13 protein-coding genes and 1 tRNA gene are annotated in these 14397 nt (G+C 63.9%); 1 reads left to right on the top strand and 13 read right to left on the bottom strand.

What is annotated here, in order from left to right; all coding sequences use genetic code 11:
• The first annotated feature begins 91 nt into the window (after positions 1 to 91).
• On the top strand, positions 92 to 925 hold the full coding sequence (locus tag NMP98_RS17045; protein WP_411911619.1) for a KaiC domain-containing protein: 834 nt from the start codon (positions 92 to 94) through the stop codon (positions 923 to 925).
• A gap of 209 nt (positions 926 to 1134) precedes the next feature.
• On the opposite strand, the gene NMP98_RS17040 is transcribed toward NMP98_RS17045, so the two are convergent.
• From NMP98_RS17040 to NMP98_RS16980, 13 genes are all read right to left on the bottom strand, one after another.
• Positions 1135 to 1551, bottom strand: a complete 417-nt coding sequence (locus NMP98_RS17040; RefSeq protein ID WP_254859052.1) for a universal stress protein — start codon at positions 1549 to 1551, stop codon at positions 1135 to 1137.
• 32 nt (positions 1552 to 1583) lie between these two features.
• On the bottom strand, positions 1584 to 3359 hold the full coding sequence (locus NMP98_RS17035; protein ID WP_254859051.1) for an ATP-binding protein: 1776 nt from the start codon (positions 3357 to 3359) through the stop codon (positions 1584 to 1586).
• An 80-nt stretch (positions 3360 to 3439) separates the two neighbouring features.
• Positions 3440 to 3958, bottom strand: a complete 519-nt coding sequence (locus NMP98_RS17030) for a DUF5813 family protein (protein WP_254859050.1) — start codon at positions 3956 to 3958, stop codon at positions 3440 to 3442.
• A 268-nt stretch (positions 3959 to 4226) separates the two neighbouring features.
• Positions 4227 to 4311, bottom strand: a tRNA-Leu gene (locus tag NMP98_RS17025).
• Positions 4312 to 4402: 91 nt separating this feature from the next.
• Positions 4403 to 4927: a DUF7974 family protein gene (locus tag NMP98_RS17020; RefSeq protein ID WP_254859049.1), complete on the bottom strand. Its 525-nt coding sequence runs from the start codon at positions 4925 to 4927 to the stop codon at positions 4403 to 4405.
• Positions 4928 to 4972: 45 nt separating this feature from the next.
• Entirely contained in the window at positions 4973 to 6322 is a 1350-nt protein-coding gene (locus NMP98_RS17015; protein WP_254859048.1) for an ABC transporter ATP-binding protein, read from the bottom strand.
• The gene (locus NMP98_RS17010) at positions 6319 to 7683 is read right to left on the bottom strand and encodes an ABC transporter ATP-binding protein (RefSeq protein WP_254859047.1); all 1365 of its coding nucleotides are present in this window, start codon (positions 7681 to 7683) and stop codon (positions 6319 to 6321) included. Before NMP98_RS17010 ends, NMP98_RS17015 begins: the two co-directional genes overlap by 4 nt.
• Positions 7683 to 8717, bottom strand: a complete 1035-nt coding sequence (locus tag NMP98_RS17005; RefSeq protein ID WP_254859046.1) for an ABC transporter permease — start codon at positions 8715 to 8717, stop codon at positions 7683 to 7685. Before NMP98_RS17005 ends, NMP98_RS17010 begins: the two co-directional genes overlap by 1 nt.
• Before the next feature lie 3 nt (positions 8718 to 8720).
• Positions 8721 to 9671, bottom strand: a complete 951-nt coding sequence (locus NMP98_RS17000) for an ABC transporter permease (protein ID WP_254859045.1) — start codon at positions 9669 to 9671, stop codon at positions 8721 to 8723.
• A gap of 26 nt (positions 9672 to 9697) precedes the next feature.
• The gene (locus NMP98_RS16995) at positions 9698 to 11455 is read right to left on the bottom strand and encodes an ABC transporter substrate-binding protein (protein WP_254859044.1); all 1758 of its coding nucleotides are present in this window, start codon (positions 11453 to 11455) and stop codon (positions 9698 to 9700) included.
• Between the two features lie 164 nt (positions 11456 to 11619).
• The gene (locus NMP98_RS16990) at positions 11620 to 11955 is read right to left on the bottom strand and encodes a ferredoxin (protein ID WP_254859043.1); all 336 of its coding nucleotides are present in this window, start codon (positions 11953 to 11955) and stop codon (positions 11620 to 11622) included.
• A 37-nt stretch (positions 11956 to 11992) separates the two neighbouring features.
• On the bottom strand, positions 11993 to 13156 hold the full coding sequence (locus NMP98_RS16985; protein WP_254859042.1) for a DUF8167 domain-containing protein: 1164 nt from the start codon (positions 13154 to 13156) through the stop codon (positions 11993 to 11995).
• A complete protein-coding gene (locus NMP98_RS16980) occupies positions 13153 to 14355 on the bottom strand; it encodes a TrkA C-terminal domain-containing protein (protein WP_254859041.1) in 1203 nt (400 codons plus the stop codon). The genes NMP98_RS16985 and NMP98_RS16980 overlap by 4 nt, the downstream gene beginning before the upstream one ends.
• Between the last annotated feature and the right edge of the window lie 42 nt (positions 14356 to 14397).

Below are 14397 nucleotides of genomic sequence, written 5' to 3'. Positions count from 1 at the left end.
ACAAAAAGCCCCACGGACTGCGATTCGACGGGTAACATTAACGTTGTAGCGAAATAACACGCTGATGTATGCCTGAGTCGCGGGGGCGAACATGAGCGACGAGGACGACTGGTTCGAGAGCGCCAGCGACGAACCGTTCGAGGACGGCGACGACGAACTGTTCGAAGACGACTTCGCGACCGCCTTCGAGGGCGGCGACGGCGACGGCTTCGAAGAGGAGTTCGAATCCGAGATTCCCCGCCTCGACCTCGGCATCGAAGGGCTCGACGACATGATTCAGGGCGGCGTCCCAGAGCGGTCGCTGCTCGTCGTCATGGGTTCCGCCGGGACCGGGAAAACCACGTTCGGCCTCCAGTTCCTCCAAAGTGGCATCGAGGACGGCGAGAAAGCCATCTACATCACGCTCGAGGAAGACAAGGAAGCCGTCGTCCAGGCCGCAACCGAGAAGGGGTGGCCCTTCGACGAGTACATTGAGGACGACAAACTCGCCATCGTCGATTTGGACCCCATCGAGATGGCCAACAGTCTCGCCTCCATCCGCGGTGACCTCCCCCGACTCGTCGACGAGTTCGACGCCCAACGGCTCGTTCTCGACTCCGTGTCGCTGCTGGAGATGATGTACGACAACCAAGCCGAGCGCCGTACCGAGGTGTTCGACTTCACCCGGTCGCTGAAGAAGGCTGGCGTCACGACGATGCTGACGAGCGAGGCCAGCGAAGGCAACCCCTACGCCTCCCGCCACGGCATCATCGAGTACCTCACCGACGGGGTGTTCGTCCTGCAGTACGTCCGCTCGGAGTTCCGCGAAACCCGACTCGCCGTCGAGATTCAGAAGATACGGAACGCCAACCACTCCCGTGAGACGAAACCCTACGAAATCACGAGCGACGGGATTTCGGTGTACCAGCAGGCGAATATTTTCTAAGGAACCTTTTTGCACGGGTCGGCTGCGCCGACCCGGCAAAAACGTCCTCAGAAATCGGAGATTTCTGATGGGCTGCGTCAGAGCTTCGCTCTGGCGAACGTTCGTGAAAAAGACACGTCGGGCCTCCCTATGGTCGGCCCTCGGTCCTGCGCGCTTCGCGCGCAGTGAACTGCTTCGGCGCGCGTTGCGCGCCTCGCGGATGCTCTATCTTACCGAACGACCGTCACCGGCACCGGCGACCGACGAACGACGCTCTCGGCGACGCTACCGAGCAGGATTCTGGAGACACCCTCCCGGCCGTGGCTCCCGATGACGACGTGGTCACAGCCCTCGGCGACATCCGTGATTGCGCGAACCGGCCGGCCGGTTTTGGTCATCGTCTCCGCGGTGACGCCGGCCTCTTCGGCGCGTTCCTCGACATCCTCGAACATTCGCTCGGCGGCCTCCTGTTGGGCATCGAGCCACTCGCCGGCCGCCGCAGCCTCACCGACCCCGATGCCGTAGCCCGCCTGTACCGGATCGATGACCCGCAGACAGACGATGGTCTCCTCGGGGAACTGCTCGGCCGCGTACTCGAAGGCTCGCCACGACTGCTCGGAACCGTCCATCGGCACTAGGACACGCATACGAGAACCGACGATGGCACCGGTGATAAAGGTCAGTCTTGCCCGTGGCGAGTCAGACACCTCGGCAACCCGATGAGTTCGACCGGTTCGGAGTTATCGGGCGAGTAGACGACCATCTGTCCCTTCTCCATGTACGGCACCTTCCCTTCGAGGTTCGAGGGGATGTTGACGGCCTTGATGGCGTCCTCGTCGCCGAGGTTGAGCACGACCGTCGTGTTCACCTGCTTGAAGATGGGGTCGGCGATGTCTTGGGGGTCCTGAGTGATGAGAAAGAGGCCGAGACGCTCCTTGCGGCCCTGCTTTGCGACCTCGGAGAACTTCCCGATGACCTTGTCGGCCTGGACGCTGTCGGCGTCGGTGAGGAAGTTGTGCGCCTCGTCCATTCCCAAGACGAGCGGCGTCTCCTTGATGCGCTCGAAGGAAGGGTCGTTCGAGAGTTTCTCGTCGACGAGAAGCGAGGCGACCGCCAACACGACCGTCGTGGTCGCCCGCGAGTCGTTGAGGTGGTAGGTCGGCACCGTCGTCAGGCCACCGGGGCGGACGAACTCCCGGACGAGGTCGGTAATCGGCCGGGCGTCCTGGTCGAACACGTTGCCGAAACCGAACGCCCGCCGCCGAACCGCATCGAAGGTGGCCTCGTGGACGCGGCCGGATTCGTCGAGTTCCTCCTTCAACGCCGGGTCATCGAGGAACGACATGAACTGACTGTACGTGCCGCCGGAGCCGTGTTGGTCGAAGAAGCGCTTCAACAGGTACTGCAACGCCCCGTACTGATTGTCGTTGAGTTTCGACCCCGCGATGAGCCACGGTCGATTCCGAACCATCGAGAAGGGGATGGTGAACTCGACCTGCTCGGCGCGGTGGTGGGAGGCCGCGTACGTCGCGTCGCCGACCGTCGGGACGAACGCCTTCGTGTCCGCGACGCCGCCGTGGGCGACGCCCTCCCGTTCGAGGCGGCGCTCGTAGTCGGCGTCGATGTCGGGGTTGTCGTCGTGCATCTGAGCGTACTCGTCTTGGGGGTCGAACTGGACGACGGCGGGCGCCACGTCGCGGCCGTCCTCAATTGGGTAGCGACGGTCCTCGGCGAGATACTGCCGGAGGACGTTCTTGGCGGCGTGGGTCTTCCCCGACCCCGTCCCTCCGGCGACGAGGGTGTGTCGGAAGACGAGTGGGTCGCCGGCCTCGTAGTCGTCTTTCAGGCGGTAGTCGATGGTCGGGGGTTCGGCCGCAGTGCGGACCTTCTCGCCGCCGACCGAGAGGTGACCGAGGAAGACACCCTCGGCGGGGATTTTCAACCCCGTCTTGATTTCCTCGTCGTCCTCGGCCTGCCGGACCACCGTCTCCGGTTTTGGAACCCGGTCGGTCATCCGACGTTTGAGTTCGCCGCCCTCCGAGTACAACACCGCGACCGGTTCGAGCGTCGCCATGAACTTGTAGTCCTGTTCGTCGACCTCCTCGCGGCGCATCGCTCGTCGGGCGTGGATTTCCGTCGCGTCGTCGGAGCGAAACTCCTGGGCGTACTCCAGTGCGACGATGCGGCAGAAGAGCCGTTCACCGTCCGGATAGGAGGCGATGAGGTAACTCCCGATACGGACCGTAGAGCGGTTTGCGACCGTAATGTAGGCCCGGAGCCGCGTCTCGTCGTCGTCCTCGCTGATGACCAGCCCCTCGGAGGCCGACAGCGTCCCAATTCCCCGGTCGGTTCCGACCGGCGTCACCGAGACGGCCTCGAAATCGTCGTCGGTGGCCGTCTCCTCCCCACCGGTATCGTCGGGGTCGTGGTCGGCGAAGTCGCCCAAATCGGACATACCGTAGCTGTGTCCGCCACCGGCTAAAAAGGCTCAGGTGGTAGAGCGGAAGTAAAGCGGACTTCGAGCCGCGACCGACCTCAGAGCGGCATCGGGCCGCTCCCCTGCCCATCGCCGTCGGCTTGTCGGGCCTGTGAGAGCATCTCCGAAACCGGCTGGACGTAGTCGTAGCCCGGAACGATTCCCTCCATGTACGTCCCCTCGACGTACTCGGCCATCGCCTTCACCATCGCCGGGGCGTGGTCAGCGTTGCCCCACTCGAACTCGAAAATCGCGACCGCGTCGTCGGATTCCTCGATAACCCGCTGGTCGTCGAAGGTCACGTCCTGTCGGACGGCCATGTGGGCGTCTTCCAGTCGGAGTTCGTACGTCTCGAACCACCCGTCCTCGACGGCCGACCCGACCGGGCCCTCCGTCGCCGCCGAGAGCATCGGCGCACGGACCTCAATCGTATACCGGATGTCCCAGTCGTCGGTTTCGGTGGCAGTCGCCCGCCCGTCGAATCGCGTCGTCGTTACCTCGAACCACTCGCCGTTTCGCTCGAAGGCGTCGTGGCTCTCGAAGGCCCGAACGGCGCGCTCCGGAAGCTCGTCAGTCATTGCATTCGGATACGGCGTTGTGCCTCAAAAGGGCGTCGTGAGAAGGCGTGTCTGTTCGGTTCGTTCCACGGTACGGTCGATAACACGATTTCGCCGTGTCACCGCGTCGGGATTCGAACCGAAGCCGGACGGTCCTGCTCGCTCACTGCGTTCGCTCTGTGGGCTGCGACCGGCAGGGTTCGAACCCCCGATGATTTGGCGATTCACGGTGACGTTCGCAGCGCTCCGCTGTCGCTACACGCCACTCACGGAACGTTCATCGACGAAGTGCGAGGGGAGGGATTCGAACCCACGGACCCCTACGGGAGCGGATCTTAAGTCCGCCGCTTTTGGCCAGGCTCAGCCACCCTCGCGCATCAGTACCTCCGACCGTCCCCGGAAAATCGGTTTCGGTCCGCAGGCGAGTAGTTCGCGGACGACTTCACGACGTTAGGTCGTGGTTGCTTACTCGATTGTGAACGTCGTTTCGTCAGTCAACCCCTTGTCGTCGGCATCCGGAACGTTGACTCGAACCGCAAGTGAGTACTCGCCGGGCGACGCCGGTTCCCAGCGTCGGGCGGACTCCTGAAATCGCTGGGACCACGACCGCTCGAACGTTTTCGTCTCCGAGCGCGAAAACCGAAAGAGGCTGTCGTCGTCGGGGTGGTTCGTGACCCGACTGGCCTCGTCGACGCCGTCGATGCTCCACGTCCACCGGACCGGCGAATCGGTTCGCAGCGCGATGGGAAACGGAACGCGGTTTCGGAACGACACGCGAAAGCGAACCGGTTCGTCGGACTCGTATCGCTGTCGATTGGTTTCGACTGAAACGCCGACCGCTCGCGGCCTGAGTCGCATCGGAACGAAGGCGTGGCTGGCCGACGCCCAATCGATGGGCTTCCGCGACCGTTCGTCGTCGGAGGTTCGCTTGGGAGCGTAGGGGTCCTCGTCGTCGTACTCCAGCGCCCGCGATTCGTAGATGCGGCGCATCCACCCGCAGTAACACTGCAGCGAACAAAAGCGTACGGACCACAGTCAGTCGTCGGCACCGACAGCGCCGTCGTGTGCATCGCCCGCGGTGTCGGGGATTTCGCCGGTTTCGTCCACATCGAAGAGGTGACAGGACTTGGGATTCTCGCCGTCGCCGAGCGTCGGTTCTCGGGTCTCACAGACGCTCTCGTAGTGCTCCCGGAGCAGGTCGCCCGCGGCCTCGTACTCCTCGTCCGCAAGGAACTCGATGGCCTCGTCGACCCGCCGGCGGTGGACGCCGTCGGGTTCGGTGTCGAGTTCGTGTTCGCGGAGTTCCGTGATGAACTCCTCGCGGAGGTCCGCCCGGTTCGCTCCGGGATTGCGCTCTTCGACCTGTTCCCAGGCGTACTCGATACCCACTTCGCGGTCGGCGATACGGACCCGCAGGTCCATGATGGAGCGGAACTCCTCTTGGCCGATGTCCATTCCTTCGGGCGGAATCACGCGTGGGCACCGAGTGTGGAACTTACAGCCGGAGGGTGGGTCCATCGGCGAGGGGACCGTCCCCTTCAGGAGGACGCGGTCGCTCTCCCACAGCGGGTCCGGTTCGGGAATGGCCGACAGCAGCGCCTCGGTGTATGGGTGGTGTGGTTCGGTGAACACCTCCTCGGGCGTGCCGACCTCGACGATTTCGCCGAGATACATCACCGCGATGCGGTCGGCGATGTGCTCGACCACGCTGAGGTCGTGGGCGATGAACAGATACGACAGTCCCAACTCCTCTTGGAGGTCCATGAGGAGGTTGAGAATTTGGGCCTGAACGCTCACGTCCAGCGCGGAGACGGGTTCGTCACAGACGATGAAATCGGGGTCGACCGCGAGCGCCCGAGCGATGCCGATTCGCTGCCGTTGGCCCCCGGAGAACTCGTGGGGGTACCGGCCGGCGTGACTCGCCTGTAGCCCGACGGTTTCGAGCAGTTCCTCGATGCGCTCCTGTCGCTCGTCGCCGCTTGCGAGGCCGTGAACGTCGAGCGGTTCGCCGATAATGTCGGCGATGGTGAGCCGCGGATTCAAACTCGCAAACGGGTTCTGGAAGATGAACTGGAGGTCCTTGCGGTACTCCCGCATCTCGCTGTTGGACAGTTGCGCGAGGTCGATTTCCTTGTCACCGTCGCGGTAGTATGCCGACCCGGCGGTGACGTCTTCCAGTTGCAACAGGGTTCGACCGAGCGAGGACTTCCCACAGCCCGATTCGCCGACCAAACCGAGGGTTTCACCCTCCTTGATTTCGATGTCGACGCCGTCGACGGCCTTCACGTCCTTGTCCTCGCCGAGCAGTCGGTCGAGGAAGCCGCTCTCCGTCGAGTAGTACTTGGTGAGATTCTCCGTTCGAATCAGGGGGTCGTCAGCACTCATTGGTTCTCCTCCGTCGTCTCGCCGCCGGCGCCCGTCTCGATTCCCTCGCCGACGTGGACCTCGTAGTCGAGGCCCTGTTGGAGGTCGTCGGTGTACTCCAGACACGCCGCGGCGTGTGCGTCGTCGTCGACGGGGTCCGCCCGGTCACCGCTGTCGGCCTCGGTGAGGCTCGGTTCCTTCCGCGTACACGCCTCCTCGGCGTACGGACACCGCGGGTGGAAACTACAGCCCGGCGGCACCTGCACGAGGTCGGGCATCGTCCCCGGGATGGTGTCGAGCCGTTCACGCCCGTCCCCGATGCGGGGAATCGACCCCATCAGGCCGACGGTGTAGGGGTGTTTCGGATCGTAGTACAGTTCCTCGACCGGTGCGATTTCGACCGGCTTGCCCGCGTACATCACCGCGACGCGGTCACAGACGCCCGCCACGACGCCGAGGTCGTGGGTAATCATCTGAATCGCGGTTCCCGTCTCGGTCGTCAAATCGTCGAGCAACTCGAGAATCTGGGCCTCGATGGTCACGTCCAGCGCCGTCGTCGGTTCGTCCGCGATGATGAGGTCGGGGTCACACGACAGCGCGACGGCGATGACCGCCCGCTGCTGCATGCCGCCGGAGAACTCGTGGGGGTAGTTGTCGTATCGACTCTCGGGGTCGGGGATACCAACTTGGTCGAGCATGTCGATGGCGCGGTCCTTGACGGCGGCGCTGTCGAGGTCCATGTGTGTCCGGATGGCCTCGGAAATCTGCTCGCCGATGGTGTACACCGGATTGAGCGCCGTCTGTGGATCCTGGAAAATCATCGCTATGTGGTTCCCACGGAGTTGGCGCAACGGTTCGCCGTCGGCGCGCGTAATCTCGATGTAGCGTTCGGAGCCGTCGTGGACGACGACGGCGTCCTCGTCGACGATACCGAGGTCGACGCCGTAACGACTATCGACCAAGTCGCGCATTCCGACGTCGCCGTCTCTGACCACCGTCGCCGCGTCAGCGTCGGCGTCGACTCGGTCGTCGGCTATCGACGACGGCGCGACACCCTCCTCGAGCAGTTGGTCGACGAGTTCGGTCACGTCGTGTTCCGCACGGAGGTCCGCCACGTCGACGACGCGCTTGGGGAACTTCCGCTCGAAGCGCTCGACTGTCGACTCCTCGTAGAACCGAATCGACCCGCCGGCGACGCGACCGGGGTCGTCGATGAGTCGCATCAACGACAGCGAGGCGACGGACTTTCCGGCGCCCGATTCGCCGACGATACCGAACTTCTCGCCGCGCTCGATGCGATACGAGAGGCCGTCGACCGCCCGCACGACACCGTCCTCCGTGTAGAACTGCGTCCGGAGGTCCTCGACTTCCAGAAGCGTCATCAGCGGAACCCTCCGCCGGTGTCGCCACCGGTGTCCTGTGGGTCCATCGCGTCGCGGACGCCGTCGCCGACGAGGTTGACCGCGAGCACGAAGAAGACGATGGCGAGGCCGGGGAAGACGGTGACCCACCATCGCCCGGCAATGACGGCGTCACGGCCGCCCGAGAGGATTGTCCCCCACTCGGGAGAACCGGGCTGGAGACCCAACCCGAGGAACCCGAGAGCGGCGGCCGCGAGGACGATAGTGCCGACGTTGAGCGTCGCCTGTACGATGACCGGCGCCATCGCGTTCGGGACGATGTGTTTGAAGATAATCGAACTGTCCCGGGCGCCCAGCGCCTTCGCGGCCATCACGTACTCGTTTTCTTTCACCGAGAGGATTTCACCTCGGATGAGACGCGCATAGCCAATCCAGCCGACGATGACCAAGGCGAGAATCATCTTCCAGAATCCCTGCCCGAGGATGGCAATGATGACGATAGCGAGGACGAGGAAGGGGAACGCATAGAGAATGTCGACGACGCGCATGATGGCCTCGTCGACCCAGCCGCCGTAGTAGCCGGCGATGGCGCCCATGGGGACGCCGACGAGAACAGCCAGTCCGACGGCGATGACGCCGATGGAGAGGCTGTATCGTGCGCCGACCATCACTTGCGAGAGGATGTCGCGACCGAGTTGCGTCGTCCCGAACGGGTGTTCGGCGTTGGGTGGGGTGTTGCTCGCGATGAGGCTGGTGTCGGTGCTGTGTGGAGCCAGTTGAATCGGCTGGATGGGAATCGATTGGCCGGCGACGGCGACCTCTATCGGTCGTGCGAAAACCGCGACGAGCAGCATGAACGCGAGGATGCCGATGCCGAGAAACGCCGACCGGTTCTGTTTGAACCGGTACCACGCTTTCGCGCGTCTGCTGGTACCGCTTTTGGATCCCTCGGCTGCTTCCCAGTCGACGAGTTCGTCGCGTTCGGTCACTATCGAGGCGTCGAACCCAGTCACCTGAATCCGGCCGCGTTCGGAAGTCTTGTCTCTCGTAGCCATAGTTTAGTAGCGAATTCGTGGGTCGAGATAGGAGTAGATGATGTCAGCCAAGAGGTTGGCGAAGACGATAGTCACACCGATCATCAGGACCGACGCCTGAATGATGGGGAAGTCACGCTGGAGAATCGCACCGAGCAGGAGGCGCCCGATGCCCCGAACCGAGAAGACCTGCTCGATGACGACCGCGCCGTCGACGATGAACGCGATTTGAAGCGCCGCCACCGTCACGACGGAAATCAGTGAGTTCCGGACGACGTGTTTGGTGATGACGGTCCGCTCGGGGAGCCCCTTCGCGCGGGCCATCTTCACGTACTCCTTGTTCAACTCTTCGAGCATCGACGACCGCATGATGCGCATCAGAAGCGCCGCAGAGGCCGTCCCCAGCGTAATCGCCGGGAGGACCATGAACTTCAACAACGCCGGGTCGTACACCGCCACGTCCGAGGGCGGGATGGTTCGGAACCACCCCAACTGGACGCTGAAGACGAGCAGCAACATCAGTCCGAGCCAGAAGTTCGGCGTCGCGACGCCGAGGAGGGCGGCGACGCGGCTGACCTCGTCGGCCTGCTCGCCCTTCTTGACCGCGGCGATGATGCCGGCCGGAACGCCGATGGCGATGGAGATGAAGAGCGCGAGGATGCCGAGTAGCACGGTATAGGGGAGGCGGGTCGAAATCGCCTCGCCGACGCTCCGCTCGGAGATGAACGACTGTCCGAAGTCGAGTACCATGGCGTCTCTGAGCCACAGGACGTACTGGACGTATATCGGCTCATCGAGGTTGTACTGTTCCCGCAACTGCCGTTCCGTCTCGGCGCTGACGTCGTTGAATCCGACGAGTACGTCGATGACGTCACCGGGTTGGAGGTGGACCATCGCGAACGTGATGGCCGTCACACCCAGCAGTATTGGGATGGTGAGTAACAGTCGCTTGACGACGTACCTGCGTAGGGACATGTAGGGGTGGTAATCGCGGGGCCGGGTTATTCGGCGCCGTAGTACCGCGAGTACTCGTCACCCATGCGTTGGTTGAACTCTTCGGATGTGAACGACCCCGCCAGTGGCGAAATCGGTGAGTACGCTGGGGTACCGATGCCGTCGTAGACGGCGCTGACGATGCCGGGCCGGTTGATGAGTCGGTTGGCCGCGAGTCGGACGTCCTGACTCTGGAACGGCGTATCGGCGTTCATCGGGTAGATGAACATGTCGAAGCCGCCGGCGATGCGGCTCGTGACCGAGAAGTCGCTCTCCTCTTGGAGCGCCGAGACGCTGCCCTGCGGCGGCTGGGCGAGGTCCACGTCGCCACCGCGGAGTGCAGCCTCGCGAGCGGAACTCTCGGTGATGATGCGGAACGTCGCCGTCTCGATGGGCTGGTCGGCCGGCACGTCGCCGGAGCCGTCGTACCAGTGGTCGTCGAACGCCGTCAGACGCCACAGCTCGTCGGGGTCGTACTGGTCCAGGCGGTAAGGACCCGTCCCGATGGGCTCCGTCGAGAGGTCGAGGGGGCCGTCCTCGCCAGCCTCCCGCGGCACGATGAGTGCATCGCCGACGGTGAACTGGAACGGCGCGTACACCTCGGGCAGTTCGACTCGCAGCGTGTAGTCGCCTTCGACGGTGAGCGTTCCCTCGAAGGAGTCGGCGGATTCGCCCTCGGGCGTGTCGGGGACGCCGAGCCAGTCGCCGACGTCGGCCTCTCGCGTCGTGCCGAGATACCGCTCCCAGGAGAACTTCACGTCTTCGGCGGTCAACTCGCGGCCGTCGAAGTCGAACTCTTGGCTGGGGTGGAACTGGACGCCCTCACGAAGCGTGAACACGTACTCCGTCTCGCTGACCTGTTCGAGGTCCTCGGCGAGCATCATCTGCGGTTCGCCGTTGTAGTCGACGCCCATCACACCCTCGTAGACGAGGTTCGTCGACATCGTCGAGGTGGTGTCGTTCTGCTCGGTTGGGTCGGTGTTGGCCACGTCGGCGGAGAACGTCGCGATGAGTTCGTTCTCGTCGCCGGCGTTGTCACCCATGACTTCCGCGTGAACGCCCGCCCACGGCGCGTAGACGCTGTAGTACTTGCCGCCGTTGATGGGGTAGGTCTGCCAGCCCTCGACCGCCGCCGACCGGAAGGCGTCGATTTCCTCGCCGTAGCGGATGAACGCCACCGGCGAGGACTCGACGATAGATTCCTGGGCATCCTGATAGATGTCGGCCCGCTCGTCGATGTCGGTCGTCGACGTCCCCTCGTCGATGAGGGTGTCGATTTCCTCGTCGGAGAAGTGGTTGACGTTACAACAGGCAGGCGTGTGCTGGTCGCTGTGAAACAGGTTCCGGATGTACGCGTCGGGGTCCCAGCCGGCAGACCAACCGAGACAGACGAGCGCCTCGTCTTCGGCGGAATCCTCGGCCAGTACGCGGCCAACGTAGGTCGTCCACTCGAACTGGTTCAGTTCGATGTCGAAGAACTCCGTGGCGTTGAGTTCCTCTTGGATGACCTGCGCCCACTGGACGCGTTCGGGGTTTTCGTTGGTGATGATTTCGCCTTCCCACGGCGTCTCGAAGCCCGCCTCCTCGAAGCCGTCGCTGAGTTGCTGTTGGAGGTCGTCCGGGAGACCGCTTCCGTCGCCGTTGCCGTTTCCGTTGCCACCGAGACCGGAACAACCGGCGAGTCCAGCCGCACCGGCGGCGCCCATCGCTTGGAGGAGCCGCCGCCGGTTCTGATTGACGTTGTCCTGGCTGTCGTTTCGCGCCATACTTGCCCACCTGCGTTCTGGATATAAATATATAGGGGAAACAACCACACTGATGTTACACGTTCTTCGGCCCTGTTGCCGAAGAAAGCGGACTGGTGAACGAGAATGGTGGTGTTCGGGCTACGAACGGCCACCTGTGTTCGTCAAAACTGCTGCTTTCGTGGTTACCAGTCGACCGACAGCGTGCCGTCACCGTGGGGGTCGGGAGCGATTTCTTCGTTCGTTCGACGGTCGACCACGTGGATGACGCCTCGGTCCTTCTTCGCCGGACAGGCCTCGGCCGCACGGATGTTGTGTTCGAGGTTCCCCTCTCCGAAGAAGTACACGTCCGGCTTGGCGATGCCGGTCGTGATGTCCATCTCCCAGTTAGTCGACACCTCCGCACACTTGCCCGCGGCGATGCACTTGTTCGCCTCGAAGATGATTTTGTATGGTGCCTCCTCGATTGGGGGTGCATCCCCTTCGCCGATGTCGCTTGGGTCTATCGGGTCGTCGGCCATACTCCTACTGGGAGGCGGGTAGGTTTGTCTGTAACGACTACTGGCCGTCCACCGCGGCAGCCGCCTCCAGTTGACGGAGTTGTGCCGGACGAGCGATAGCGTACACCGTCTCGCCGGGAGCGAGTGGTCGCCTTCGCGGCGGAATCGCCTCGATATCGCCAGCAGACGTTCGGACCGCGACGACGGCGATGTCGAGTGCGCCGACACTGGAGTTGACGAGGGGACTTCCTGACTCGATTGTGACTGCAGTCGTCGTCTCCTCGGCGGCGCGCAACTGGGCGGCGAACTCCCTGTCTGTTCGAGCCTCGACGGGGAGAGTGACGAGTCGATATCGGCGCTCGGTGTCGAAGCGCCGTGCATCCCGCTCGTCCATCGTCAGGGTCACCACGTCCTCGGCCGTGCCCCGGAGCTCCGCGTTCGTCACCCGGTGTGGCGACGCTTCCTCCCCGTCGCCGGTCGTCCAGACCTGAACGGCGTCGCCGGGACTGGCGTTGTTCGGCGGGTCCGCCCTGACGGCGACGGCAGCACTACCGGGCGGTAGCGTCGGTCCGAGACCGGATTCCCGCCGTCCCAACGCGAGGTATTCGATGCTCGCGTCCTCGGCGAACTCCACGTCGACGTACCCGACGTCGTAGTCGATGCGGAGCCGCTCGACGAACCGTGTCTGTAACTCTTCGACGGTGAGTCGCCGGGGGAACAGCAGCGTCTGACCGGCGAGTTTGTCCTTCGTCGCCGAGTCGACGGGTTCGTAGCCGTCAATGTCCTCGATGTCGTCCGGCACCTCGACGGTGGTCACCCGGCCGACGGACTTGACGATGCGACTCACGTCCTGCTCGACGGATTTCCGTCCCGAGACGGCGAAGACGCTGATACCTGCTCGGTCGCCGACTCGCCCACCCGCACTCGCCGTGACACCCGAAAGGAAGAGCGTGATGGTGTTGTAGGCCACCATCTCCAAAGCGAGTAAGTCCCCGCCGGTACCGCCAATGACCTCACCGAGCGCACCGGCAGTGTTCAGATACAGTGCGACGCTGCTGAGCCCTATGAGTACCGTCAGACCGTCCGGAACCTGTTCGTTGGCGTACCACCGATGAATCAGTCCCACGATTGCGCCTAACACCCCAGCGAGCAGCACCAACACCGCGACACGCGCCACGTCGACGAGGAACCCCTCGACGATGGCGAGTTGTGCAAGGGTCATCCGACCACCCCCTCGAAGGCGTTGAGCGCCTCGCGTGTCCCGACGACGAACAGTTCGTCGCCGGCCGATAGCTCCGTCGCCCCACGCGGGGCGACCAGCCAGCCGTTGGGGCGCTTGACCGCCAGTACTGCGACATCGTGGTTATCACGGACATTGGCCCCAGCCAGCGTCGACCCCGCAAGGGAACTGGTCGGCTTGACCGTGAATTTCCGGAAACGCTTGCCGGCCTGTCGAAGCAACGAGATGAGTTCGAACTCCCGGCGGGTTCCACGGGCGGTCACGACGATTTTCGGCCGCTGGGCCGAGAGCAGTTTCTCGGCGTCGCTGCGAGCGACCGCGACGGTGACACGGCCATCCCCACCCGTCGTCGTCGGGACGTTGACGGGGGGTGTGACCTCCTCAGTTCCGCCGTCGGTCTTCAACTCCTCTTTTTTCGTCCCGGAGCGGGCGGCGACGACGGTCCCCTCGACGGAGAGCCCATCCGCGACGACGAGTACCTCGTCACCCCGAGCGACCCCCGTGGGGACGAGCACGTCGAGGGAGACGGCCCGTTTACCGGTCGGGACTCGCTTGGAGATGCCCGACAGCGGCGGCGCGGCGATGACCGTCGCTCGCCCACGCTCGTCGATCGACACCGAAACGTCGGCGAGGTCAAGTTCCGTCTTCAGTCGGTCGGCGAAGCGCGTCTCGAGTTCCGAAATCGGGAGGTCCGCAGGGAGCCGCCACTCGCCGGTCTTGATGGCCGTTCGCGTCTCCTCGGACAGCGGCGGATACCCCTCCATGTCGATGACCTCGCCGATGACCTCGACACGGACTTCGCCGCGGGAGCCGACGAGGTCGACCACGTCGCTCGACAGCGTCCGCTCCCGCAACTTCGACAGCGACAGCCGTTTCGGGAACGTCGCACCCATCTGGTCGCCCTTCGAGTGGGCGTACATCGAGACCATCAACACGACGACGAGTGCGATGACGACTCGGGGACCGGAGGCGAGAACCGCCGGGTCGTTCAGTGCCAGCAGTCCGCCGTTGATACCCGCAATCGCCAGCGAGAGAACGATGACACCGAAGGCAGGGATGGAGACACCGGTGAAATATTTGAAGATGAATCCGAGCCCCCACGCAATGAGCGCCGGGAAGATTCCCGTCAGGATGCCGAGATAGATACCCAGCAGAATCTCGACGGGGAGCGCTTGAACCATGGACCCCCTGAGACCCCGCGACGTTAAACTACTACCGCTCCG

Source organism: Natronomonas gomsonensis, assembly GCF_024300825.1.
In the GTDB taxonomy this organism is placed as follows: Archaea; Halobacteriota; Halobacteria; order Halobacteriales; family Haloarculaceae; genus Natronomonas; species Natronomonas gomsonensis.
Note: the sequence above shows the minus strand (reverse complement) of the source record. Positions and strands in the feature narration are given on the sequence as shown.